The sequence below is a fragment of the Micromonospora sp. NBC_00821 genome (assembly GCF_036347035.1).
Classification (GTDB): Bacteria; Actinomycetota; Actinomycetes; order Mycobacteriales; family Micromonosporaceae; genus Micromonospora; species Micromonospora hortensis.
Window position 1 is genome coordinate 3,065,780 of record NZ_CP108880.1, and the last position, 21,763, is coordinate 3,087,542.

At 70.3% G+C, this 21,763-nt stretch carries 19 protein-coding genes; 10 read left to right on the plus strand and 9 right to left on the minus strand.

Features of this window, described 5'->3' with window-relative positions; translation table 11 throughout:
• Window positions 1-129: 129 nt before the first annotated feature.
• The 3 genes from OHB44_RS13910 to OHB44_RS13920 all read left to right on the plus strand — a co-directional run bounded on the left by OHB44_RS13910 (window position 130) and on the right by OHB44_RS13920 (window position 2,317).
• Window positions 130-645 (plus strand): SigE family RNA polymerase sigma factor, encoded by a 516-nt coding sequence (locus OHB44_RS13910; protein WP_238685044.1) that lies wholly within the window; start codon window positions 130-132, stop codon window positions 643-645.
• Window positions 642-1,811, plus strand: coding sequence for a hypothetical protein (locus OHB44_RS13915; protein ID WP_238685043.1), 1,170 nt, complete (start codon window positions 642-644; stop codon window positions 1,809-1,811). The genes OHB44_RS13910 and OHB44_RS13915 overlap by 4 nt, the downstream gene beginning before the upstream one ends.
• A gap of 122 nt (window positions 1,812-1,933) precedes the next feature.
• Window positions 1,934-2,317 (plus strand): hypothetical protein, encoded by a 384-nt coding sequence (locus OHB44_RS13920; RefSeq protein WP_238685105.1) that lies wholly within the window; start codon window positions 1,934-1,936, stop codon window positions 2,315-2,317.
• Between the two features lie 15 nt (window positions 2,318-2,332).
• Here OHB44_RS13920 and OHB44_RS13925 read toward each other — a convergent pair whose 3' ends face one another.
• Window positions 2,333-2,728 (minus strand): hypothetical protein, encoded by a 396-nt coding sequence (locus OHB44_RS13925; RefSeq protein WP_330440938.1) that lies wholly within the window; start codon window positions 2,726-2,728, stop codon window positions 2,333-2,335.
• A gap of 125 nt (window positions 2,729-2,853) precedes the next feature.
• Between OHB44_RS13925 and OHB44_RS13930 the strand changes: the two genes are divergently transcribed.
• Window positions 2,854-3,084: a hypothetical protein gene (locus tag OHB44_RS13930; protein WP_238685041.1), complete on the plus strand. Its 231-nt coding sequence runs from the start codon at window positions 2,854-2,856 to the stop codon at window positions 3,082-3,084.
• A 7-nt stretch (window positions 3,085-3,091) separates the two neighbouring features.
• Here OHB44_RS13930 and OHB44_RS13935 read toward each other — a convergent pair whose 3' ends face one another.
• Both OHB44_RS13935 and OHB44_RS13940 read right to left on the minus strand, forming a co-directional pair.
• The gene (locus OHB44_RS13935) at window positions 3,092-3,967 is read right to left on the minus strand and encodes an alpha/beta fold hydrolase (RefSeq protein WP_330440939.1); all 876 of its coding nucleotides are present in this window, start codon (window positions 3,965-3,967) and stop codon (window positions 3,092-3,094) included.
• 91 nt (window positions 3,968-4,058) lie between these two features.
• On the minus strand, window positions 4,059-4,403 hold the full coding sequence (locus OHB44_RS13940; protein WP_266302899.1) for a DUF1330 domain-containing protein: 345 nt from the start codon (window positions 4,401-4,403) through the stop codon (window positions 4,059-4,061).
• A 121-nt stretch (window positions 4,404-4,524) separates the two neighbouring features.
• On the opposite strand from OHB44_RS13940, the gene OHB44_RS13945 reads away from it, so the two are divergent.
• Complete coding sequence (locus OHB44_RS13945; protein ID WP_330440940.1) at window positions 4,525-5,367, plus strand: helix-turn-helix domain-containing protein; 843 nt, start codon at window positions 4,525-4,527, stop codon at window positions 5,365-5,367.
• On the opposite strand, the gene OHB44_RS13950 is transcribed toward OHB44_RS13945, so the two are convergent.
• Complete coding sequence (locus OHB44_RS13950) at window positions 5,340-6,344, minus strand: hypothetical protein (protein WP_238685038.1); 1,005 nt, start codon at window positions 6,342-6,344, stop codon at window positions 5,340-5,342. The two genes, OHB44_RS13945 and OHB44_RS13950, sit on opposite strands and share 28 nt — an antisense overlap.
• 157 nt (window positions 6,345-6,501) lie before the next feature.
• Window positions 6,502-6,813: a hypothetical protein gene (locus tag OHB44_RS13955; RefSeq protein ID WP_330440941.1), complete on the minus strand. Its 312-nt coding sequence runs from the start codon at window positions 6,811-6,813 to the stop codon at window positions 6,502-6,504.
• A 454-nt stretch (window positions 6,814-7,267) separates the two neighbouring features.
• On the opposite strand from OHB44_RS13955, the gene OHB44_RS13960 reads away from it, so the two are divergent.
• Window positions 7,268-10,267, plus strand: coding sequence for a glycoside hydrolase family 95 protein (locus OHB44_RS13960; RefSeq protein WP_266302895.1), 3,000 nt, complete (start codon window positions 7,268-7,270; stop codon window positions 10,265-10,267).
• A 196-nt stretch (window positions 10,268-10,463) separates the two neighbouring features.
• On the opposite strand, the gene OHB44_RS13965 is transcribed toward OHB44_RS13960, so the two are convergent.
• Window positions 10,464-13,925: an alpha-glucuronidase family glycosyl hydrolase gene (locus tag OHB44_RS13965; protein ID WP_238685035.1), complete on the minus strand. Its 3,462-nt coding sequence runs from the start codon at window positions 13,923-13,925 to the stop codon at window positions 10,464-10,466.
• Between the two features lie 147 nt (window positions 13,926-14,072).
• Entirely contained in the window at window positions 14,073-15,155 is a 1,083-nt protein-coding gene (locus tag OHB44_RS13970) for a LacI family DNA-binding transcriptional regulator (protein WP_238685034.1), read from the minus strand.
• A 185-nt stretch (window positions 15,156-15,340) separates the two neighbouring features.
• On the opposite strand from OHB44_RS13970, the gene OHB44_RS13975 reads away from it, so the two are divergent.
• Genes OHB44_RS13975 through OHB44_RS13990 form a run of 4 tightly spaced genes read left to right on the plus strand, consistent with a single transcriptional unit; the run spans window position 15,341 to window position 19,450 of the window.
• On the plus strand, window positions 15,341-16,561 hold the full coding sequence (locus tag OHB44_RS13975) for an ABC transporter substrate-binding protein (RefSeq protein WP_238685033.1): 1,221 nt from the start codon (window positions 15,341-15,343) through the stop codon (window positions 16,559-16,561).
• Window positions 16,558-17,670 carry an ABC transporter ATP-binding protein gene (locus OHB44_RS13980; RefSeq protein ID WP_330440942.1) on the plus strand — a complete coding sequence of 371 codons (1,113 nt, stop codon included), beginning with the start codon at window positions 16,558-16,560 and terminating at the stop codon, window positions 17,668-17,670. Before OHB44_RS13975 ends, OHB44_RS13980 begins: the two co-directional genes overlap by 4 nt.
• The gene (locus tag OHB44_RS13985; protein WP_238685031.1) at window positions 17,667-18,560 is read left to right on the plus strand and encodes an ABC transporter permease; all 894 of its coding nucleotides are present in this window, start codon (window positions 17,667-17,669) and stop codon (window positions 18,558-18,560) included. Before OHB44_RS13980 ends, OHB44_RS13985 begins: the two co-directional genes overlap by 4 nt.
• Window positions 18,560-19,450 (plus strand): ABC transporter permease, encoded by an 891-nt coding sequence (locus tag OHB44_RS13990; RefSeq protein ID WP_238685030.1) that lies wholly within the window; start codon window positions 18,560-18,562, stop codon window positions 19,448-19,450. Before OHB44_RS13985 ends, OHB44_RS13990 begins: the two co-directional genes overlap by 1 nt.
• Here OHB44_RS13990 and OHB44_RS13995 read toward each other — a convergent pair.
• Window positions 19,428-20,954: a gluconokinase gene (locus OHB44_RS13995; RefSeq protein WP_330440943.1), complete on the minus strand. Its 1,527-nt coding sequence runs from the start codon at window positions 20,952-20,954 to the stop codon at window positions 19,428-19,430. The genes OHB44_RS13990 and OHB44_RS13995 overlap by 23 nt on opposite strands.
• 76 nt (window positions 20,955-21,030) lie before the next feature.
• Window positions 21,031-21,744, minus strand: a complete 714-nt coding sequence (locus tag OHB44_RS14000; RefSeq protein ID WP_266302885.1) for a hypothetical protein — start codon at window positions 21,742-21,744, stop codon at window positions 21,031-21,033.
• Window positions 21,745-21,763: the final 19 nt, after the last annotated feature.

The following is a 21,763-nucleotide window of genomic DNA, read 5'->3' on the forward strand; positions in this document are numbered from 1 at the left end:
AGTGGACAGCTCAGTGATGGCGGGACACCCCCGGGCCCGGCCGAGCGGTAGGGCTTCCGACCGTTCTTCGACGGGGACGCAACCTGATCACCGTCCGGTCCCGTCGAGCATGCGGAGGAGGGAGCCTCGATGGTGGAAGCCGAGGGTGAGTTCGTGGAGTACGTCTCCGCGCGACTGCCGAGCCTGCATCGGACCGCGTTCCTGATGTGCGGTGACGCCCATCTGGCCGACGACGTGGTGCAGCAGACGGTGACGGCGCTCTACGTGAACTGGCGCCGGGTCAGCCGGGCCGACAACGTCGACGCGTACGTACACCGGATGCTGGTGCACAAGCTCGTCGATGAGAAGCGGTTGAACTGGGCGAAGGTTCGCCTGCTGGGGTCGGTGCCGGTGCCGGAGCGCTCACCGGTGACGCCGCACGACGACCTGGCCGAGCGAGACAACCTGCTCGCCGCGCTCGCCAGCCTCCCGCGCGGCCAGCGCACCGTGCTGGTCCTGCGGTTCCTGTGCGACCTGTCGTTGACCGACACGGCCGCCGCGATGGGCTGCTCGGAGGGCAACGTGAAGTCGCAGACGGCTCGAGCGTTGGCGGCCGTCCGCCAGGTGCTCGACGTGACCGAGATGTCAGTGAGGAGTCCGAGATGACCACCGTGGACGAGCAGCGGATCGCCGAGCTGCTGCGGGCGGCGCCGGTGCCGGAGCCTCGGGTCGACCTGAGCCGGGCGGTCCGCGACGGTCGGCGGCGCCGACGGCGTCGCCGAGTCGGTGGGATCGCCGCGCTGGTGGTGCTGGCCGGGGTCGGTGTCGTGGGTGCCGTTCAGGTCGGTGCGACCACCGGCCCGCCGGGTCCGACCCCGCCCGCGCTCGCGGTGACACCGGAGAACACCGGGTCGATCGCCCCGCGCCCGCCGGTCACCTGCCAGGCGTCGTGGTTGCCGCAGCCGGTCAAGGGTCCGGTCGCGGTGGCCAAAAGCGTTGATCCCACCGGGCGGCACATCGTCGGCGACATCGGCACCGGGCAGGAGGACGGACGGGTAGTGCTGTGGACCGACGGCCGGCCGGTCGTCCTGCCGGCGACCGCGCGGCACGCGGCCGCGGTCAACACCCGTGGCTATGTGGTGGGCACCAACGGAGACGGCACCGGATGGCTGTACCGGGACGGGAAGCTGCGTTTCCTGGCCACGCCGCCCGGCTACGACACGGTGCTCGTGCACGCCATCAACGGCCGGGGCGACATCGTGGGCACCGCCGACCGGTCCGACGACTCGCACCAGGCTGTGCGCTGGTCGACGGACCACCCCCAGAAGTACCGGTTGGTCGGCCAGCGGGGGTCGTCCGCGACCGGGATCACGGAGGACGGCACGATCGTCGGCACCGTGGGCGAACAGCCCTACCGGTGGACGCCGCAGGGCGTCGGGGCGGCGTTGGCGGTGCCCGACGGCTACCCGCGGGCGTCGGTCGAGTCGGCGCGGGGCGAATGGGCGATCGGCATGGTTCCCGGCGACCAACGCAGCGGCGCCGTGCAGATGCTGCCGGTGCGGTGGAATCTCACCACGGGAGCGGTGAGCCTGTTGCCCTTCCCGGGGGCGAGCGCCATCGCCGGCAGTGGTGACGTGCTGGTCGCCGACGGTGCGCCGCTGGTCGTCGCCCCGGACGGCACCTCCCGCCGATTGGCGGGCAGACCGGAGGTACGGGCGACCGAGGCGGGCACCTACACGGCCGAGGCGATCAGCGACGACGGTCTGACGGTGGTCGGGGCCGTCTACGAGAACCGGGCGTATCGGCCGCTGGTATGGCGGTGCACGCGCTGAAAGGGTGAGCAGCCCAATCTGAGCTCCGGCGTGGGGGCGTGCCGTCCGGACCGTTTCAACCGAGCCGGTCCGTGGGTACGCTCCCACCGCTGATCACCCGACCGACGGAGACTCCCGTGATTATGGCTCTGCTGCTCGACCTCGCCAACATCGTCGGTGGCTTCCTGCTCGCCGTTGCGGTGCTGCGGCTGCTGCCGCGCGTCGGCGACGACCTGGGCCGCCTCGCCGGTCGGGCCGCCCCGATCGCGTGGGTGGTCGGCCTCGTGGCCCTGGTGACCGGCGGCTACTACCTCATCGTCCATTTGGTGTCCGGGCCCCGGGTGTTCCACTTCGAGGTGGTGGGGATCGGTGTGGGGCTCGCCCTGCTGTGGGACCGGTTGACCGGGCGGTCGACGCCGCGCGACGAGCGGTCGGACGGCGCCACCGGCGTCCGGCTGTTGCTCGCGATCTTCGGCCTCATCGCGATCGTCGTCGGCGTCCAGGGGCTGTTCACCCCCGACGGCTGACAGCCAGTCACCCGGTCAGATGGTGGACGGTCGCGGCGCCCGGGTACCCGCGGCGCTGGCGATCAGGAGTATCACCGCTGGTAGGAACGCGACGCCGATGCCCAGCCCGAGCAGCAGACCCCATCCCGTGAGGACGAGCGCGGCCACCAGATCGGCGACCACGGTCAGCCGACCGACCCGTTGCGCGAGGACGGGCAGCAACGCCGCGACGACGGGAACGCCGAGCAGGTAGCCGGCCGCCGCGCCCGAGTCGTCCACGGTGAAGGGAACCAGCACGGCGGCCACCAGCACGGTGATCGCCAGGGCCGACCATCTGAGCACCGACCGGGTGTTGGCCGGCTTACGGATCAGGACCACGAGACCGACGAGCAGGACACCCACGATTGCGCCGACGGTCGCCAGACCAGTCATAAATGCCCTCCTCGACCGCAGCGGGTGGCGTTTAATCGAAGACGGCGGATCGTCGCCCCCGCGTCTCACGATACGGCTGGTCGGCCAGCCGCACGAGATTCAGCGTCGAGCAAGGAGGTCCTGGCATGCCTCTCCTGCGAATCCACCTCGGCACCGACCGGGGCACCGCCCGCCGGGTGTTGCAACTGCATCAGCAGGGCAGGGCCCATCATGAGTCGCGGGAGGCGGCCCGGGAACAGGCGTGGCGTCAGGGCCGCACCCCGGCCGGTGACCCGGTCTTCGTCGGCGTCACCAACGGCCGCCGCGACGTGCAGTTGCTCTACGACGTCGAGGTCTACTCCGAGGCGACCGGTTGAGCGGACGTCAGCCCGCGTCCAGCACCTCCCGCAGCCGCGCGGCGAACTCCTCGGGCTTGCCCGCGTAGCCGAACTCGCCGCCGAGGAACCCGCCGTGGTGGCTCGGGAACACCACGGCCTCCTGGCCGAGCAGCGCCGCGAGGCCCAGGGCGGTGCGGGCGGTGTACGTGCCGGCCGACTCCTCGCCGACAGCGACAACGATCCGGGTGGGCGCGGCGGTGAGCACGCTCGCGTCGGGACGGTAGTCGGTGATCGCCCACGAGTTCTGCGACAGCAGCGGGTCGTCGCGGCTGCCATCGTCGTCGGCGGCCATGCCGAACATCGCCGGGTCGGGAGCGGGCTGGGCGAAGTAGGCATCGGTGAACTCGCCCTGCCATGACGTCATGGCGATGAACGCGGCCATCCCCGCCCCCGAGCCCTTCGCCTGGTACGCCTCGTAGAAGCCGGCTCGGGCGCGCTCGGCGGCCGTGGCGTCGGGGAGCACAGCGTTGATCGGCGGTTCGTGCGCCACCAGGGTGGCGACGTCGTCGGGTTGGGTGGCGACCAGTTCGAGTGCTGTCACCGCGCCGCCGCTACTGGCGAACACGTCGACCGGACCGACGTCCAGCGCCTGGATGAGCGCGTGCAGGTCGGCGGCCTGCTGCTGCGGCGTGTGGTCGGACCGACCGTCCTTGCGGACGCTGCGGCCCAGACCACGCGGGTCGTAGGTGAGCACCGTGCGGTCCGTGAAGTGCGGCGCGAGCTGCACGAAGCCCTCGGCCGCCATCGGCTGGCCGATCATGAGCAGCGCGCGATGGGCGCCAGCGGGAGGTAGCGGGCCGCGGACGTCGTAGACCAGGTCGACGCCGGGAATGGCCAGGGTGTGCGTCTGGGTGTCCTGCATTCGATGAGACTACGGACGGCCGACCTGTGTCGGGGTGCCTTGCGGGCGGCGAGCCGTCGGGTTCTTGGGGACGGCGCTCGCGCGTCGGGTGCTACCGATCGGTGGTACGGCGGATGGCCGCGGCCATCTGCGACGAGTCGTGGCCCGGCTCGACTCCGTCGACGAGAATCACCTCGCCGGTGAGGTGCCTCGTCCGCAGGGGCTTGATCTCCTGATAGGCGCTGGACCGGTACCAGGAGCGGGCCCGGCTCAGGTCGGGGAACTCGATGACGATCACGTCGCCGGGCCAGTCGCCCTCCAGGACGTCGACGGCGCCGCCGTGGACGATGAACCGGCCCGCGAAAGGCGCGAGGGTGGCGTCGATTCGCTCCAGGTACGTCAGTACCTCGGCGTGGACGGGTGCCTTACGGAGGTGTGCGAGCGCGTACGCGGTCATGGTTGTCGGTCCTTCGCGTTGTGTTTTCTCAGGTGGGAGTCGATTTTTTCAGTGTCGTGGTGGGCTGTCGATTACCTCGCAGGTAATGGCTCGGCGGTCGGTGCGGAACTAGGGTCGGTGAGTGAGGATCTCGACCCGACACGGGCGACCAGTGGGGGAGCTGCTGCGCGACTGGCGCCGGGCTCGCGGAATGAGCCAGCTCGACCTGTCGATCGAGGCGGGAGTGTCGGCCCGGCACCTGAGCTTCGTCGAGACCGGGCGGTCCCGGCCGAGCCCCGACCTCATCCTGCGGCTGGCCGAACACCTGGAGATGCCGCTGGCCGAGCGCAACACGATGCTGCTGGCCGGCGGTTACGCGCCCGCCTTCCCGCGCCACGAACTGGGCGACCCCGAGCTGACACCCGTCCGGGCCGCCGTACGGCGGATCCTCGATGGTCACAGCCCGTACCCCGCGCTGCTCGTCGACCAGCACTGGCACCTCGTCGACGCCAACCCTGCCGTCGCCCTGTTCACCATGGACGCGCAGCCCCACCTGCTCACTCCACCGATCAACGTGTTGCGCCTCAGCCTGCACCCCGACGGTCTGGCACCGCGCATCGTGAACCTGCCCGAGTGGCGCGCCCACCTGCTGAAACGGCTGCACCAGCAGGCGGCGACAACCAACGACCCGATCCTGTACGACCTGCACGAGGAGCTTCGCGGTTATCCCGGTGGCGACGTCGAGACGACACCGCCAGGCGATGCCCTCTCACGTGTTCTCGTCCCGCTGCGCTACCGGCACGGTGACCAGGAGTTGTCCTTCGTCAGCACCACGACCCTCTTCGGTACGCCGCGGGAGGTCACAGTCGCCGGGTTGGCCGTCGAGGCGTTTTTTCCCGCTGACTCGGCGACCACGCAGACCCTCCGGGCCCGTGCCGATCATGACTCGGCTGCCCGTCATCCTGCGGGAGCGGGCGGCGGCTGACGGAGCGCGTCGCCGATGATGCCGGGCATCCGCCGGGCCACTCCCGCAAGGAGATCCGCTACCTGCACTCGCGGATCGTCTCGGGAGTCGACCATCACCAGCCCCGCCAGCGGCGACACCCCGTTCGGCAACGTCCCAGCCCGGTCGACGCCGGCCGCCGACGCGTAGCCGTCGGCCAACACCCGCTGCAGGCGGGTCAGTCGGTCGGCCGTCAGGGCGCTCTGCTCGTCGTGGGTCACCAGCACCTGCCGCCGGCCGCCGCTCCAGGACAGGACCGTCTCCGCCAGCGCCGGCAGCAGCGGTTCCAGTGGGGGAGGGACCGTGCGGTCGTCGACGTCGAGCCTGGCCACCACGGCCCGCACGTGACTCGGGCGGAGCCCGTCGAGGACGGCGTCGGCCACCGTGCCGAGGCCGTGGCGTCGCAGCGCGTCCCGGGCCTGGAAGAACCGCCGCACGGTCTGGTCGACCGGAAGTCGCCGCTTCATCCGGACCAGATCGACGAACGCCGAGAGGAAGGCGGCCCAGTCGCCGTCGGTCGAGCGTCCGGCCTCGTGCAGGGCGAGAGCCGCCGGATGGTGCTCGCGCGCCAGGCGGGTACCCGCCGCGTACGACGGCTCGGTGAGCAGGAAGTCCACGATCCGGGTGACGAGGAAGAACTCCTTGTCGATGAGGTGGACGTGCGCGCGGCCGGCCAGCGCAGCCAGGAACCACTCCAGTGCCTCGTCCGCGCCCGAGCCGCGCAGGAACCGGCCTGACTTGAGCTCGTGCGGCGCGAACCGGAACCCGGACCGCAGGGCGGTGATGAGCGCGACCGCCTCGTCGACGGTCAGGTCGACGCTCGCGTGCGTGATCACCGGGGCGGTCGAGTGCAGCAGGTTCGTACCCGAGAATCCCGACTCGTCGCAGGCGATCTCCACGACGGCCCCGACCACCACCGCGCCGCCGGGCGGCAGTCCACCTTGCAGAGGCGATCTCACCCCCGAACTCCCGCCATGCCGCCCATGGTCACCCGTGCGCCGGCAGAGAACAACCCGATTGCGTACGGGAGTCGCAGTCCGCGATGTGCGCTGCGGTGTGCAGACCATCGCGGACGCCCTGTGCTCGCTGCCGGCCGGGCGCGTCGACGCCACCTGCTCAGTGGTCGCGGCAACCGACCTGGTCGCCGATCTCCGCCGGGATGCCGAACGGGGTGCATTCGAGTGCGCTGCCTTCGCCCAGCTTCTGCCATCTGCCGTCCGAGTGCTTGAACAGCAGCACACCGTCGCCCTGCATCCCGGGGTCGACGGCGATCACACCGGCCGTGGCCCACTGCCTCGCGCACTTGATGTGGGCGGGATCGATCCGTAGGGCGTTGCTCAGCCCCGATGCGCGTTGCAGGGTGGCGGCGCTCACCGGACAGGCGGTCGGGGTGGCGGTGCCAGACGACGTGCTGCGGGTCGGGGTCATCGTTCCTCCGGTGCGACATCGATCGGGTTTCCCACTACACGTCCGTGGACCCGCCGGGGTTGCGCTGCCGCTTCGGGGTGCCCACGGATGCTGGTGCAACGGCCAGCTCGGCTGCCCTCCTTCGTACATCTGATGTATGTCCGTCTGACTGGGTGGTCGTCGGCGTGATTCTGGCGGGTCGCCGTGCTGTGCCGCGTCGGGCCGCCGCTGCTCACCCGCCCGTTCGCTCCGCTGACCGGCCAGAGCCGTGCCACCTCTGTCCATCGATCGACCGTTGCCTATTCTGTGGCCCCGGAGTAACCTTCCCGAAACACATCAGATGTCTGGCTCGCCAAGGCCCGGCGTCGGCCTGCTCAGGCAGGGTCCCGGTTGGCGCCACCAAGCGGATCCCCATGTCGAGTCCCATAGTTGTCACGCTTCGGGGTGGCCGGACTGGTCACCGTTTGGAGGATCGATGTCAGACCTGACCCGACGGCAGGCCCTCAAGGTCGGCGCGGCCGGCGCGGGCGGTGCTCTCCTGCCGGTGCCCTGGACCGCCGTGGCACGAGCGGATTCGGCGGCACCGCCACAGGTGTTGGCCGCCGGGGACCTCGCCCTCTGGTACGACGAAGGGGCCGGGACCGACTGGCTGCGGGCGCTGCCGATCGGCAACGGCCGGCTCGGCGCCATGGTCTACGGCAACGTCGACACCGAGCGACTTCAGCTCAATGAGGACACCGTCTGGGCCGGTGGGCCGCACGATCCCAGCAACCCCAGAGGCGCGGGAGCACTCGCGGAGATCCGCCGGTTGGTCAACGCGAACCAGTGGACCCAGGCCCAGGATCTGATCAACCAGACCATGATGGGCAACCCCGGCGGCCAGCTTGCCTACCAGACCGTCGGCAATCTCCGGCTCGCCTTCGGTTCCGCCAGCGGAGCGTCACAGTACGACCGGACGCTCGACCTCACCACCGCCACCGTCACGACCTCGTACGTGCTGAACGGGGTTCGTCACCAGCGGGAGGTGTTCGCCAGCGCGCCCGACCAGGTCATCGCGATGCGACTGACCGCCGACCGGACCGGCTCGATCAGCTTCACCGCCACCTTCGACAGCCCGCAGCGCACAACGGTGTCCAGCCCGGACGGCACCACGATCGGCCTCGACGGCGTCTCCGGGAACATGGAGGGCGTCACCGGTGCGGTCCGCTTCCTGGCCCTGGCCAACGCGACAGTCAGCGGCGGCAGCGTGTCCAGCTCCGGCGGCACCCTGCGGGTGACAAACGCCAACAGCGTGACCCTGTTGATCTCCATCGGCTCCAGCTACGTCAACTACCGCAACGTCGGCGGCGACTACCAGGGCATCGCCCGGCAGCGCCTCACCGCCGCGCGGGCCAGCAGCTACGACCAGTTGCGCAGCCGGCACGTGGCCGACTACCAGGCGCTGTTCGGCCGGGTCACTCTCGATCTGGGCCGCACGTCCGCGGCCGACCAGACGACGGATGTCCGGATCGCCCAGCACAACAGCGTCAACGACCCGCAGTTCTCCACGCTGCTGTTCCAGTACGGGCGCTACCTGCTGATCTCGTCGTCGCGGCCCGGCACTCAGCCGGCCAACCTCCAGGGCATCTGGAACGACTCGCTGGCCCCGGCGTGGGACTCGAAATACACGATCAACGCCAACCTGCCGATGAACTACTGGCCGGCCAACACCACGAACCTGGCCGAGTGCCACAACCCGGTCTTCGACATGGTCAGGGATCTCGCCGTCGCCGGAGCGCGGACCGCCCAGGTGCAGTACGGCGCCGCCAGCGGCTGGGTCACCCACCACAACACCGACGCGTGGCGGGCCACCGCTGTGGTGGACGGCGCGTTCTGGGGCATGTGGCAGACCGGCGGCGCCTGGCTGTCCACGTTGATCTGGGACCACTACCTGTTCAACGGCGACATCGAGTTCCTACGGACGAACTACCCGGCCATGAAGGGCGCGGCGCAGTTCTTCCTCAACACCCTGGTGACCGAGCCGACCCTCGGTTACCTGGTGACCAACCCGTCGAACTCGCCGGAGCTGAGCCACCACGCGAACGCCAGCGTGTGTGCCGGGCCGACAATGGACAACCAGATCCTGCGGGACCTGTTCGACGCGTGCGCCCGGGCCAGCGAGATCCTCAACGTGGACAGCACCTTCCGCGCGCAGGTTCGCGCCACCCGGGACCGGCTCCCGCCCATGAAGGTCGGCTCGCGCGGCAACATCATGGAGTGGCTCTACGACTGGGTGGAGACCGAGCCCAACCACCGGCACATCTCGCACCTCTACGGTCTGGCCCCCAGCAACCAGATCACCAAGCGCGGCACCCCGCAGCTGTTCGAGGCCGCCCGGCGGACCCTGGCGCTGCGCGGCGACGACGGCACGGGCTGGTCGCTGGCCTGGAAAATCAACTTCTGGGCTCGGATGGAGGAGGGCAAGCGGGCCCACGACCTGATCCGCTACCTCGCCACCACCGCGCGGCTCGCGCCGAACATGTTCGACCTGCACCCGCCGTTCCAGATCGACGGCAACTTCGGCGCCACCGCCGGCATCGCCGAGATGCTGTTGCAGAGCCACACCGGCGAGCTGCATGTCCTGCCCGCGCTGCCGCCGGCCTGGCCGAGCGGGCGGGTGACCGGCCTGCGCGGTCGGGGTGGGCACACCGTCGGCATCACCTGGGCGAGCGGTGTGGCCACCGAGATCCTCATCCGGCCGGACCGGGCCGGCACCGTCCGCCTGCGCTCCCGGATCCTGACCGGCACCGTCACTGTGGTCGACACCGCCGACGGTACGGCGGCCCGGACCACCCGGATCGAGTCCGACCTGATCGACGTCACAGTGCAGGCCGGACGCACCTACCGGGTCACCAGTTCCGGTGCCACCACGCCGACGCTGGAGCAGAGCTTCAGCAACGTCGGCATCACCAGCGACAGCAACACCAACGTCGGGAACTTCGACGGCGGCGGGGCCTCGCTCTCCGCGCAGGCCCTGGCGCAGGCCGGTGCCAGCCCGGGTGGCACGGTGAGCCGCAACGGGGTCAACTTCCGCTGGCCCAACGTCAGCTCCGGGGCCGCCGACAACGCCATCGCCTCGGGCCAGACCATCGGCGTGACCGGCACCGGCAGCACGCTCGGCTTCCTGCTGACCGGCACCTACGGCGCGGTGTCGGGAACAGGCACCGTGGTCTACGCCGACGGCACCCGCCAGACGTTCACGTTGAGCACGCCGGACTGGTACGGCGGGCCGCACTCCGGGGGCACCGCGGCCATCGTGTCCGCGTACCAGAACCGGCCCAACAACGGCCGTCAGGCCACAGCGGCCTGCGTCTACTACGTGGGTGTCGCGTTGCAGAGCAAGGCGGTGGCCTCGGTCGTGCTGCCCAACATCAGCGCCCGGCCCGCCACGAACGTGCCGACCATGCACATCTTCGCCATCGCGATCGGGGGCTGACGGCAACGAATCCTGCTCGGGGGAGCACGACCGGGCCCGTCCCCACTGGGGGACGGGCCCGGTCGCGGCTTGCGGTGCTGCGGTGGTCCTGACCGTCGGTCGCCGTCGTCGGGCGGACGCGGTATTGAGCGGTATACCTCAGAGGTATGACTATGACTCTGAGGTATACCGCTCAACAGCACATCGACGTGCTGGTTCAGCGGATGCGCTCGCCGCGGCTCTCGATCCGGAAGTAGTCGAAGGCGACGTCGAGGTCGGTGGAGGTGCCGGCCCGGTTGAAGGCCAGCAGCCCGGCCTTCGTCGGCTCGACGTTCAGCGTGGTGGAGCCGACGTAGCGGTACACGCTTCCGTCGGTGGAGTAGTAGGCGCGGTAGCTGTCCCCGATCTTGGTCAGTCGTAGCCAGATGGCGCCGTCGGCCCCGACGATGCGCTGGGCGTCGGCTCCGGTGATCTCCAAGGTGGACGCCGTGCCGTTCTGCTCGCGCAGGAAGACGATCCGGGTCTTGTTGACCGCCGCGGTGGCGTTGCCCATCTCCCAGGCGAGCTTCACGTAGTTGTTGTCATCCGCGTACCCGAGCAGACCGCCCTGCTCGTTGTTGGCGGCCAGTGGGCGGGAGAAGACGACCCGGGACTCGGCGGTCCAGTCGCCGTCGACGTCCTGCAGGGCCAGGTTCCTGGCGGTGTTGGCGTTGCCCTGGAGGTCGCCCTGCTGGGCCGTGATGACCAGGGACCCGTCGGCCAGACGCCGGCTGCTCTCATCCGGCCGGACCCACTGCCACTGCGGGCCGAGCTGGGCCGAGGCGAACTCGTCGCTGCCGGTGATGGTGGTGTTCAGGTCAACTGTGTAGACCGACGAGGCGCCGCCGTTGGTGACGGTGACCCGAGCCTGCCCGGTGGGGCTCGTCGCCTGCTCGACAGCGACACTGGCGGCGGAGTCGGCGGCGCTGGCGGTGACCGTCGGCACGGTAGTGGTGCCGGCCGGCGTGAGGGCGTTGTAGCGCAGCACCGTCGGCGCGAAGGACGCCAGACGTGTGCCGTTGACGCGCACTGCCGTCAGCGTCGTGTCGGGCACCAGGTTGAAGACGTAGTTCTTCACCAGGGGGCCGAAGAAGCTCTCGGTCGTGACCTTGACGACCGCCTGACCGGGTACGCCGGCGGCCTGGGAGATGATCTCGTAGCGGGCCTTCCGGTCGGCCGTGCGCACCTTGGTGATGGTCGGCGACGCCCCGGCCGGCACCGGAATGGTGTACGAGGCGTCCGACAGGTTGAAGCCGCCGAACCTCTTCCCGTTCACCACGATCGTCGCCGACAGCGGCGCGTCGTCGACGGGGATGTCCCGCCCGCTGAACTCCTTCCAGTAGTTCACCGAGGTGTCCCGCCAGTCGGCGGCGTCCGCCTCGTGCACCGCCAGCTTGGCGCGTACCTCGGCGAACCGGCGTGCGTCGATGTCGGGTTGGAGCGCGTCCCAGGTCTCCCGCATCCAGGTCACGTACTGCACGCCCATCTGGTAGCGGTAGACCAGCTCGTCCCAGAACGTCCGGCCGCTGTCCATCCGATGGCCCCACGGCACGTGGTGGAACCACATCAGCAGGTTCTCCGGGACCGATTTGATGTTCCCGTAGCGCTGCTGCAGCCGGGGGAAGTACTGGGCGGCCAGGTTGCTGCCGGTGGGGGAGCGGTCGAAGCCCAGACCGACGCTGTCGGCCTTGTTGTAGTAGATCGGGCTCCAGTCGTCGCGGCCCGCCCAGTCGGCGGGGTCGGGGCGGTAGTGGACGCCCTCGGCGAACTGGTGGCCGATGCCCAGCGGCGTCTGGTAGCTCACCAGCGACTCCCACGAGCCCATCATCATCCGGTGGATGGTGTCGACGACGCGCCGGTCGTTGCTCCAGGTCATCCGCGTCCAGTCGGTCGCGATGTCCGCCGACTCCAGCGTCCAGTCCCACGCCTGACGTCCGAAGGCGAAGAGGTTCGCCTGGGCGAAGTGGTGCCCGGTCAGGTTGTCCGCGTTGCCGAGGTTGGCGACACCCACGATGGCGGTGTCCGGGTGGTGCTGGGCGGTCCCGTCGACGATGTTGCCGACCAGGCGCTTCTTGAGCAGCTGCCCGTTCGCGTCGGTCGCGTACGTGTCGGTCTTGAGGATCTCCTCGTACATCGGGCCGAGGTAGGCCAGCATCCAGTTCTGGCCGGTGTACTCCTGCGTGATCTGGAGTTCCAGGGCCTGGTTGGTGTTCTCCATCCGGCCGAACATCGGGTGGATGGGCTCCCGGGCCTGGAAGTCCAGTGGCCCGTTCTTGGTCTGGAGGAACACGTTGTCGGCGAAGCGCCCCCGGCTGCCGTCCGGCTGGACCTCGTCGTCGATCGGCCCGAACTCCAGGTAGGCCCGCTTGAGTCGGTCGTTGTCGACCTCGGCGTTGTAGACGAACGTCCGCCAGTGCACCGTCATCCCGAGCGGCGCCACCGCGGCGGCGATGGCGTTGGCGCCGTCACCGTGGTCGTACCCGAAGTCCTGTGGCCCCGGCTGGCCCTCGGAGTTGGCCTTGACGGTGAGGCCCATGAAGTCCGGGATCGCGGCCTGGATCTGCTGGGCCCGGCGGTGCCACCAGCCCCGGAAATCCGCGCCGTACGGATCGAGTTGGCTGTTGGTCAGCGTGTCGGGGGCGAACCGGCTGTCGGTGGGCGCGGTGTAGCGGATCGACAGGCCCAGCTTGATCCCGTACGGACGCAGCGCGTCGGCGAGGGCCGCCTCCTGCGCGATGCGGGTGCTCGTCAGGTACGCGTTGTCGGCGTTGACGTTGTTGATGGTGATGCCGTTGATGCCCAGCGACGCCAACGCGCGGGCCATGACGAGGTAGCGGTCGAGGATGACGGGCAGGTTCCGGCCGGCGCTGGCACCGGTGGCGGCGAAGTTGAAGATCGCCCCGCTCTCCCCGTTCAGCCCGCCGATTCCGGAGGCGTTGTTGCCCGCGTAGAGACGTTCGGTCTCCCAGTTGTTCAGCAACCGATGCTTGATCTTCGGTGACTCCGCGACGCGGAGGTGGTCGATGGGTTTCTGGGTCTGCAGCAGCCGGAGGAAGGCGAAGGTGCCGTACAGCGCGCCGAGGTCGCTGTTGCCGGCGATGACGGTGAAGCGTGCCCCGCCCCTCGACACCGACCGGACGAGGTAGCCCTCGTCGCCCACTTTGGCCAGGTCGCGGGTCGCGATGGTGCGGCCCACGAGCGGCGAACTCGTCGGCGTGCCCACCACTACCGCGCCGTCGGGGACCGTGCCGCCGTCGACAGTCGCCGTGGGTGTCGGTTGGCCGAGCAGCCCGCCCAGACCGCGGACCAGTTCGTCCCGGGCGGCGCCCAGCGTGGTCTCGACGAGCTTCTCGCTCGAACCGGGGGCCATGGCGAGGTCCGTCGTGTGCCGGTGGACCTTCGTGGCGTCGGCGTTCTCGACCACGATCGCCGTGACCGCGCTGCGGTAGTCACGCAGCAGCTTCGCGTCGTCGACCGGCACGTACCGCAGCCACAGGTCGGAGCCGTTGTAGTCGTCCGGCGACGGGGCCGCGGCGACCGGCGTGGTGGTGGCGACGGTGAGGGTGGCCGCGACGGTGGCCAGTGCCGTGCCCAGCACGATGAGGGTTCGCCGTAGCCGGGGTACCGAAGCTCGGTTCATCGCCATCTCCTCGTTCGTTCGCTGGGACGCCGTTCGGCCCGTCCCGCGAGCGCAACGACGTTGCTGGATGGATGCGCGTCGATCCTTCCCGGCGTGGCTCCGCCCCGGCAACGAGTTGTCGTTTCTTGTCGCGGGGCCGCGCGGCCCTCACGGCAGGCGGACCGCCGGGCCCGGAACGGGCCGCTGCCGCACCCACCCCGGTCGGGCCCGACCGGGGCTCGGGTTGCGCGCGGCCGTCGAGTCGCGGACCACGAGGCGTACCGGCAGGACCATCGGCCGGCCGGTGTGCCCGGGCGCTCCCTCGATCATCGTGAGCAGGTGCCGGGTAGCGGCCGAGCCCTCCGCGTAGAGCGGTGCCGCGACGGTGGTGAGCCCGGGGGTGACGATGTCGGCGGCGAGGATGTTGTCGAAGCCCACGACGCTGACGTCGCCCGGAACGTTGACGCCCATCCGGCTGAGACCGCGGATGATCCCGATGGCCATCTGGTCGTTGAAGGCCAGGACCGCCGTCGCGGGACGCGCGCACAGCTCCTGCGCGGCCCGCTCACCGCCGGCCAGGGTGGGGCTGAACGGCCCGATCTGGCGAACCTTGATCTCCAGCTCCATGCCGGCTTCGAGCAGCGAACGCCAGCGCACACCGTTGGGCCAGGACGCCTGCGGCCCCGCGACGTAGGTGATGTGGTCGTGTCCCAACTCGCCGAGGTGCTCGGCGGCCCGCCGCACGCCGCGCGGGTCGTCAGTGACGACGCACGGCACGTCGGCGAGGGCGCGGTTGAGGACCACCACCGGCCGCTGCTTGGCGACCATCCGGATGGCCGAGTCGGACATCCGGCTGCTGGCCAGCACGATGCCGTCGACTGTCGACATGGTGCGTTCGACCGCCGCCCGTTCCAGCCGGTCGGACTCCTGGGCGTCGATCAGCACCGTGGTGTACTCGCCGTCGGCCGCCACCTCCTGCGCGCCGCGCACGATCTCGGCGTACACCGGGTTGGTGATGTCGGCGATGACCAGCGCGATCATCTGCGTCCGCGACGTGGTGAGGGCGCGAGCGAGAGGGTTGGTCCGGTAGCCCAACCGCTCGGCGACCTGCCGGATCCGTTCGGCGGTCTCGGAGTTGACCCGACTCGGTCGGGAGAAGGCGCGGGACACGGTGGACGGCGAGACGTCCGCATCGAGGGCGACGTCGTAGATCGTGACTCGCCTTCCCGGCGGCCTGGTGTGGTCGGGCATCTGCATGCTCCTCCCGGCTAGGCGCCGTGATCATGCTATGGCGGCCGTGAATACTCGGCAATGCCCCCGCAACAATCCAGCGGTCCGATCACATTCGCGCGAGGCAATACATGGCAACCCGTTGCCGCCGCGGCGCGCCGGCTGCCTCAATCAGCACTGATGACACCTGGCGGAGGGAACGGCTCATGGGTATCACGCGGCGCGGCGCTCTCCTGGTCACGGCATCGTCGCTCCTGGTGGGCACTGTCGGGTGCGGGGCACCCGAGGCCCCCGGCGACAACACTGGCGACAGCACCGGCGAGGTGCCACAGCGGCCCGGCAAGGCCGTCACGCTCAACGTCCTCGACGTGGCGGGCAACCTCCAGCTGACCCAGGGGATGATCGACGAGTTCGTCTCGAAGAACCCCGACGTGATCTCCCGGGTGACCTACTCGAAGGCGCCGGCGCCCGAGCTGGCCGGGAAGATCAAGGCCCAGCAGGGGGCGGACCGGGTGGACATCGGCCTCGTGCTGACCGGCGTCGACGGCTTGGCCGCCGGCATCGAGCAGGGGCTCTGGATCGACCTGCTGCCGACCTTCCAGGACCGCCTCGGCGGCATGAGCAACTACCTGGAGCCGGCCGCCGCGATGCAGAAGCTCGCCGGCAACGCGGGCGTCACCGTCACCTACTACCCGTCGGGTCCGCTGCTCGAATATCTGCCGTCCCGCCTGGCGACGCCACCCACCAGCGCGGACGCGCTGCTCGCCTGGGCCAGAGCCAACCCCCGGAAATTCCAGTACGCCCGGCCGGCCAACTCCGGCCCGGGGCGCACGTTCCTGATGGGTCTGCCCTACATCCTGGGCGACTCGAACCCCAAGGACCCCACAGCGGGCTGGGACAAGACGTGGGCCTTCCTCAAGGAACTGGGCCAGTACGTCGACTACTACCCGTCCGGCACCACCGAGACGATGAAGAACCTCGCCAACGGCACCGCGCACCTGATCGTCAGCACGACCGGTTGGGACATCAACCCGCGGGTGCTCGGCACGGTGCCCAAGGAGGCCAGGATCACCCCGATCGACGGCTTCCACTGGGTCACCGACGCGCACTACGCCGTCCTGCCCAAGGGCGTGTCGACCGACACCCAGGCCGCCGTGCTGGCCCTGCTGGCGTTCATGCTCACCCCTGAACAGCAGGCGAAGGCGTACGACGAGGGGTACTTCTACCCCGGCCCGGCCATCAAGGAGGTCCAGCTCTCGTCGGCGCCGCAGAAGAGCCAGGACGCGATCCGGGAGTTCGGTCGCCCCGAGTACGACGCGCTGATCGCCGGCAACCCGACCGAGGTCCCGCTCGACGCGAAGAGCCTGGTGGCGGCGTTCAGCCGCTGGGACCGCGAGATCGGCGGCGGCAAGGTCAAGCAGGGATGAGCGCCTTCACCCAGCTGCGGCTGGACGGGGTGTCCCGCCGATTCGGCGGCCAGGCCGCGCTCACCGAACTGGACCTGACGATCGAGGCGGGGGAGTTCATCGCCCTGCTCGGCCCGTCCGGCTGCGGCAAGTCGACGGCGTTGAACTGCCTGGCCGGGCTGCTGCCGTTGACGGAGGGGAGCATCTGGCAGGACGAGCGCCGGATCGACACGCTCCCGCCGGAGCGGCGCGGCTTCGGCATGGTGTTCCAGAGCTACGCCCTCTTTCCGCACCTGACGGTCCGGGCGAACATCGCCTTCGGGCTGCGGATGCGGCGGCTGCCCAAGGAGGAGACGCGCCGGCGTACGGAGGAGGCGGTGCGGCTGGTACGACTGGAAGACCACGTCGACAAGCTGCCCGGTCAGCTCTCGGGTGGCCAGCAGCAACGCGTGGCCATCGCCCGCGCCGTCGTGTTCGAGCCGTCCCTGGTGTTGATGGACGAGCCGTTGAGCAACCTCGACGCCAAACTGCGCCTGGAGATGCGGACCGAGATCCGCCGGCTGCACCAGTCGTTGGGGCTCACCACCGTCTACGTGACCCACGACCAGGAGGAGGCGCTCTCCCTGGCCGACCGGCTGGTGGTGCTGCGGGAGGGGCGGGTGCAGCAGATCGGCTCGCCGCGTGAGCTGCATACCCGACCGGCGAACTGGCACGTCGCCGACTTCATGGGCTACCGCAACCTGTGGCGGGGGCAGGTGGAGCAGCTCGACGGGCCCCGCGCCACCGTCGAGTCGTCCGGTCACCGCCTGATCGGCGAGGTGGTGGGGGATCTTCAGCCCCGGGCGGACGCCATGGTCGCGGTACGCCCCGAGGACATCCGCGTCGACGGCCCCGGCGAGACCCGCAACGCCATGTCGGCGACGGTCGAGGTGGTGGAGTACCAGGGCCGCGAGTTGGCGGCCGAGGCCCGCACCGACACCGGGCTGCTGCTGCACCTGCGGACCGAGCAGCGGATCGCCCCGGGCGACCAGGTCAAGCTCGCCGTCGACCCGCAGCGGCTGCTCGTCTATCCCGCCGACGCGGCGCGGGAGACCGACCGCCTCCCGGAGGCTGCGGGGACGACCCGGTGAGCGGGCCCGGGAGGCCGCTGGCGCACTGGCAGCACCGTCTCGCCGAGCGGGGCGTCGACCGTCAGCTCTGGTTACTGGTCCCGGCCCTGGTCTTCGTCATCGCCCTGTTCCTCTATCCGTTCTTCTACGGGCTGACGCTCTCGTTCCAGCCGACCAACGGTGGGCCGTTCAGCGACTACGCCCGGTTCTTCTCCGACTCCTACGAGCGGGGCACGATCTGGATCACGCTGCGGATCGCGTTGCCCGCCGCGCTCCTGAACGTCCTCGCCGCGGTGCCGATCGCCTATCGGATGCGCGGCCGGTTCCGGGGCAAGCGGCTGGTCACCACGCTGCTGGTAGTGCCGATCACGCTCGGCACGGTCCTCACCGCACAGGGTTTGCTGAACTTCCTCGGCCCGACCGGCTGGTTCAACCGGATCCTGCTGGCCAGCAACCTCGTCGACGAGCCGGTGCGGCTGACCCACAACTACTGGGGCGTGTTCTTCTCGCTGGTCATCACCGGCTTTCCGTTCGCGTTCCTGCTGGTGCTCTCGTACCTGTCCGGCATCGACCCGACCCTGGAACGCGCGGCCGCGACGTTGGGCGCGGACTGGCGTCGCCGGTTCACCCGGATCACCCTGCCGCTGCTGATGCCCGGCCTGGCCACGACCTTCTGCCTGACGTTCGTCCTGGCGTTCAGCGTGTTCCCGTCTGCCGTACTGGTCGGCAACCCGGCCGGGGAGACCCGGGTCATCTCCCTCGCCGCCTACCAGGCGGCCTACGAGCAGTACGACTACCCGTACGCGTCGGCGATCGCCATGATCATGGGCTTCGTCGAGCTGGTCATCATCGCTGTGGTGCTGGCCGCTCGTAGCCGCTTCTACACCGGCTCCACCGGAGGCAAGGGCTGATGGCAACGACCACCCAGGCCCCACCAGCGCGGCCCGCCGCCACCAGCACCGACCGGCGACGGCGCATCGTCGCCCGCCCGGCCGCCTGGATCGTGTGGGGCGTCGTCATCTTCTTCTTCCTCAACCTGCTGGGCGTCGTGGCGTCCGTGCTGGTCAGCTCGTTCGGCCAGCGCTGGTTCGACACCTGGCTCCCGGACGGCTACACCACCAGTTGGTACGCCCGAGCCTGGGACGAGTTCGCGCTCCTCCAGGTCATCGTCGTGACGCTGGAGGTCTCCGTACTCGTCGTGGGTCTCTCGCTGGTGATCGGCGTGCCGGCCGCCTACGCCCTCGCCCGGCGCTCCTTCCCGGGCAAACGGCTGATCTTCCTGGTGTTCCTGCTGCCCATCCTGATGCCCCCGATCACCTACGGCATCCCGCTGGCGACAGTCCTCTACAAGTTCGGCCTGGCCGGGCACATGTCCGGGGTGGTGCTCGCCAACCTCGTGCCGTCGGTGCCCTTCGTCATCCTGACCATGACCCCGTTCATCGAGCAGATCGACCCGAAGATCGAGAGCGCGGCGCGCATGTGCGGCGCGGGCCTGCGCACGGTGTTCCTCCGGGTCCTCACGCCGCTGCTCGTGCCGGGCATCCTCGCCTCCGCGATCCTCGTACTCGTGCGGACCGTGGGCATGTTCGAGCTCACCTTCCTGACCGCGGGGCCGGACTCGCAGACCCTGGTGGTGGCGCTCTACTACTCGATGTCCGCGTCCGGGATCAGGGCTCAGCAGTCGGTCGACGCCATGGCGGTCATCTACACCTCGATGATGCTGGTCCTCCTCGTCGTCGCGCTGCGCTACGTCAATCCGACCCAACTGGTGGCGCGGGTCAAGGACGAACCGGAGCACTGAGGCCGGCGCCGGCGTCGAGGATCTCGCCCAGGCGACCCGCGACGCTGAGGAGCGCGGGCAGCCTCGCCCGCAGACCGCGATAGGCGGCGGCGACAGCCGGGTCCACAGCGACGGGCTCGCCGCCGGCGACGCCGGGATCGAGCTGGCTGACCGCCTGCTGAAGATCGGAGGTGTGACCGGTCGCGAAGAGCCCGAGGGCCGCCGCCCCTAGGGTGACCTGGTCGGCCACACCCGCGACGCGGACCGGGCAGTCCAGCACCGCCGCCATCACCTCACGCCACAGCGGAGACCCGAAGGCGCCACCGGTCAGGCGGACGCTGTGGATCGGCGTCAGCTCGGCCAGCCGGTCACGGACACCAGCGAGTTGCAGGCAGACACCCTCCACGGCGGCCCGGACCAGGTGCCCGCGCGAGTGCTCGCTGCGCAGGCCCAGGAACGCGCCCGGCGGGGCGCAGCCCCGCGGCGGGGCCTCGTCGGCCCGCAGGTAGGGCAGCATCACGAGCCCGTCACTGCCCGGTGCGATCCGCTCGGCGAGTTCCAGGAGCGCGGGCGCCGCACCGTCGTCACCGAGGACGCGTCCCGCCCACCGTACGACGTTGCCGCCGTTGCTGAGCGCACCGCCGACAACCCACGCGTCGTCGGTCAACGCACCGCAGGAGAAGGTCTCCGACGGGTCGGTGAGGGGAGCCTCGACGACAGTCCGCAGCGCCCCGGTGGCCCCGAGCGTCAGGCCACCCACGGCGGGGTCGATCGCCCCCGCGCCCAGACTCCGCAACGGGCCGTCTCCCGCGCCGACGACCACCGGTGTGCCGGAGGGTAGGCCGACCGCGCGCCCGGCCGTCGGCGACAACCGCAACACCGCCGTCGTGGGCAGCACCGGGGGTAGCTGACTCTCGGACACCCCGGCAAGATCGAGTACGACGGAACTCCACAGCCGACGGTGCACGTCGAACATTCCGGTGCCGGATGCCGAGGACAACTCCGTCACCAACATTCCGGTGAGCCGATGGACGACGTAGTCCTTGAGGCCGATCCACCATCGCGTCGCCGTGCAGAGATACGGCTCGTGGCGGGCGAACCACAGCAGCTTGCAGAGCGGGTTCATCGGGTGCACGGGTGTGCCCGTCAACCGGTGCAGCTCCCGGCTCTGGCCCGACGACCGCAACTCACGGGCCGCCTCCGACGACCGCGTGTCGCGCTGGGTCAGCAGTGGCGTCACCGGCGTCATGGCCGAGTCCAGCCCGATCAGGCCGTACCTGGCGGAGCTGAGCGCGACGGCTACCACCTCCGCACCGGCGGTGCCGGCCACACACGCGGACATCGCCGCCACTGTGGCCGCCATCAGCACGTCGGGCTTCTGCACCTGCCAGCCGGGCACCGGTTCAAGCAGTGGGTACTCCCGCGTCGCGACATGTCGTGCGGTGCCGTCCAGTGCGAACGCGACAGCCCGCACGGCAGTGGTGCCCACGTCGACACCGACGATCACCCGACGCTCCGGCCCCATCCGCACATGGTCGAGCGGTGTTCACCGGGCCGGCAAGCTGTTGCGCGCAGTTGTCGTCACCGCGGGCTCGCCGGGCTCAGACCAGGAACTCCTCGCGCATCCGCGCGCCCAGGTTGATCCCGCCAACCGCCCGAGGGCCGGCCGGATCGTGCACGGCGACGGTGTTGTTACGACGCATCAGCTCCCGGACCGCGGGCGGCAGCCGCGGCGGGTCGTCCATGGCCGCGAGGACCCGCCCGGCACTGACGATCAGCCGATCGGCCAGGGTGGCGGCGTCGGTGTCCACCCGCACCCGGCCGTACTCCCAGCCGGAGGTGGTCAGGTCGAGCACCTCGAACACGCGGGTCACCAGCGGGTTCGGGTCGGTCACCCGGTCGAGCCGGGGCGCCCGGCTGCCGACCACTGTGACGGCGGCGGCCACCTGCGCGTACGGGTGGAAGCCGCACGGCAACGCGAACAGCGGCCAGCGCAGGTTGGGCCCCGCCTCCTTCCACAGCGGCCGGTAGTTACGGCGGTGCACCAGCAGTCGCCGGCCCGTTCGCCGGTGGATCTCCTGGGCCTGGGCCTGAAGGTCCACGTGGGCCTCGTCGGCGACCTGACTCACGATCCGGGTCGCCACCACCAGGCCGTCGTCACTGTCGAGCGAACCGGTGAGCGCGTCGACCTGCTCGGTGAACCGGATCCGCGCGTGGGGGCCGTACCGGGACTGGACGTCGTGCAGCAGCGCCTGCTGGCGTCCCGGGTCGAGCTGGACTCGCCTACCGCCCAGCAATCGACGGAGCCAACGCATGTCGCCTCGATTCAGCAGA

What these genes read in the sequence shown, in the direction of transcription:
- OHB44_RS13965 (WP_238685035.1), bottom strand. Translation starts at nt 13,925, where the DNA reads ATGAACCGAGCTTCGGTACCCCGGCTACGGCGAACCCTCATCGTGCTG.
- OHB44_RS14000 (WP_266302885.1), bottom strand. Translation starts at nt 21,744, where the DNA reads ATGCGTTGGCTCCGTCGATTGCTGGGCGGTAGGCGAGTCCAGCTCGAC.
- OHB44_RS13915 (WP_238685043.1), top strand. Translation starts at nt 642, where the DNA reads ATGACCACCGTGGACGAGCAGCGGATCGCCGAGCTGCTGCGGGCGGCG.
- OHB44_RS13970 (WP_238685034.1), bottom strand. Translation starts at nt 15,155, where the DNA reads ATGCCCGACCACACCAGGCCGCCGGGAAGGCGAGTCACGATCTACGAC.
- OHB44_RS13940 (WP_266302899.1), bottom strand. Translation starts at nt 4,403, where the DNA reads ATGACCGCGTACGCGCTCGCACACCTCCGTAAGGCACCCGTCCACGCC.
- OHB44_RS13910 (WP_238685044.1), top strand. Translation starts at nt 130, where the DNA reads ATGGTGGAAGCCGAGGGTGAGTTCGTGGAGTACGTCTCCGCGCGACTG.
- OHB44_RS13990 (WP_238685030.1), top strand. Translation starts at nt 18,560, where the DNA reads ATGGCAACGACCACCCAGGCCCCACCAGCGCGGCCCGCCGCCACCAGC.
- OHB44_RS13925 (WP_330440938.1), bottom strand. Translation starts at nt 2,728, where the DNA reads ATGACTGGTCTGGCGACCGTCGGCGCAATCGTGGGTGTCCTGCTCGTC.
- OHB44_RS13980 (WP_330440942.1), top strand. Translation starts at nt 16,558, where the DNA reads ATGAGCGCCTTCACCCAGCTGCGGCTGGACGGGGTGTCCCGCCGATTC.
- OHB44_RS13960 (WP_266302895.1), top strand. Translation starts at nt 7,268, where the DNA reads ATGTCAGACCTGACCCGACGGCAGGCCCTCAAGGTCGGCGCGGCCGGC.
- OHB44_RS13955 (WP_330440941.1), bottom strand. Translation starts at nt 6,813, where the DNA reads ATGACCCCGACCCGCAGCACGTCGTCTGGCACCGCCACCCCGACCGCC.
- OHB44_RS13930 (WP_238685041.1), top strand. Translation starts at nt 2,854, where the DNA reads ATGCCTCTCCTGCGAATCCACCTCGGCACCGACCGGGGCACCGCCCGC.
- OHB44_RS13920 (WP_238685105.1), top strand. Translation starts at nt 1,934, where the DNA reads ATGGCTCTGCTGCTCGACCTCGCCAACATCGTCGGTGGCTTCCTGCTC.
- OHB44_RS13975 (WP_238685033.1), top strand. Translation starts at nt 15,341, where the DNA reads ATGGGTATCACGCGGCGCGGCGCTCTCCTGGTCACGGCATCGTCGCTC.
- OHB44_RS13935 (WP_330440939.1), bottom strand. Translation starts at nt 3,967, where the DNA reads ATGCAGGACACCCAGACGCACACCCTGGCCATTCCCGGCGTCGACCTG.
- OHB44_RS13995 (WP_330440943.1), bottom strand. Translation starts at nt 20,954, where the DNA reads ATGGGGCCGGAGCGTCGGGTGATCGTCGGTGTCGACGTGGGCACCACT.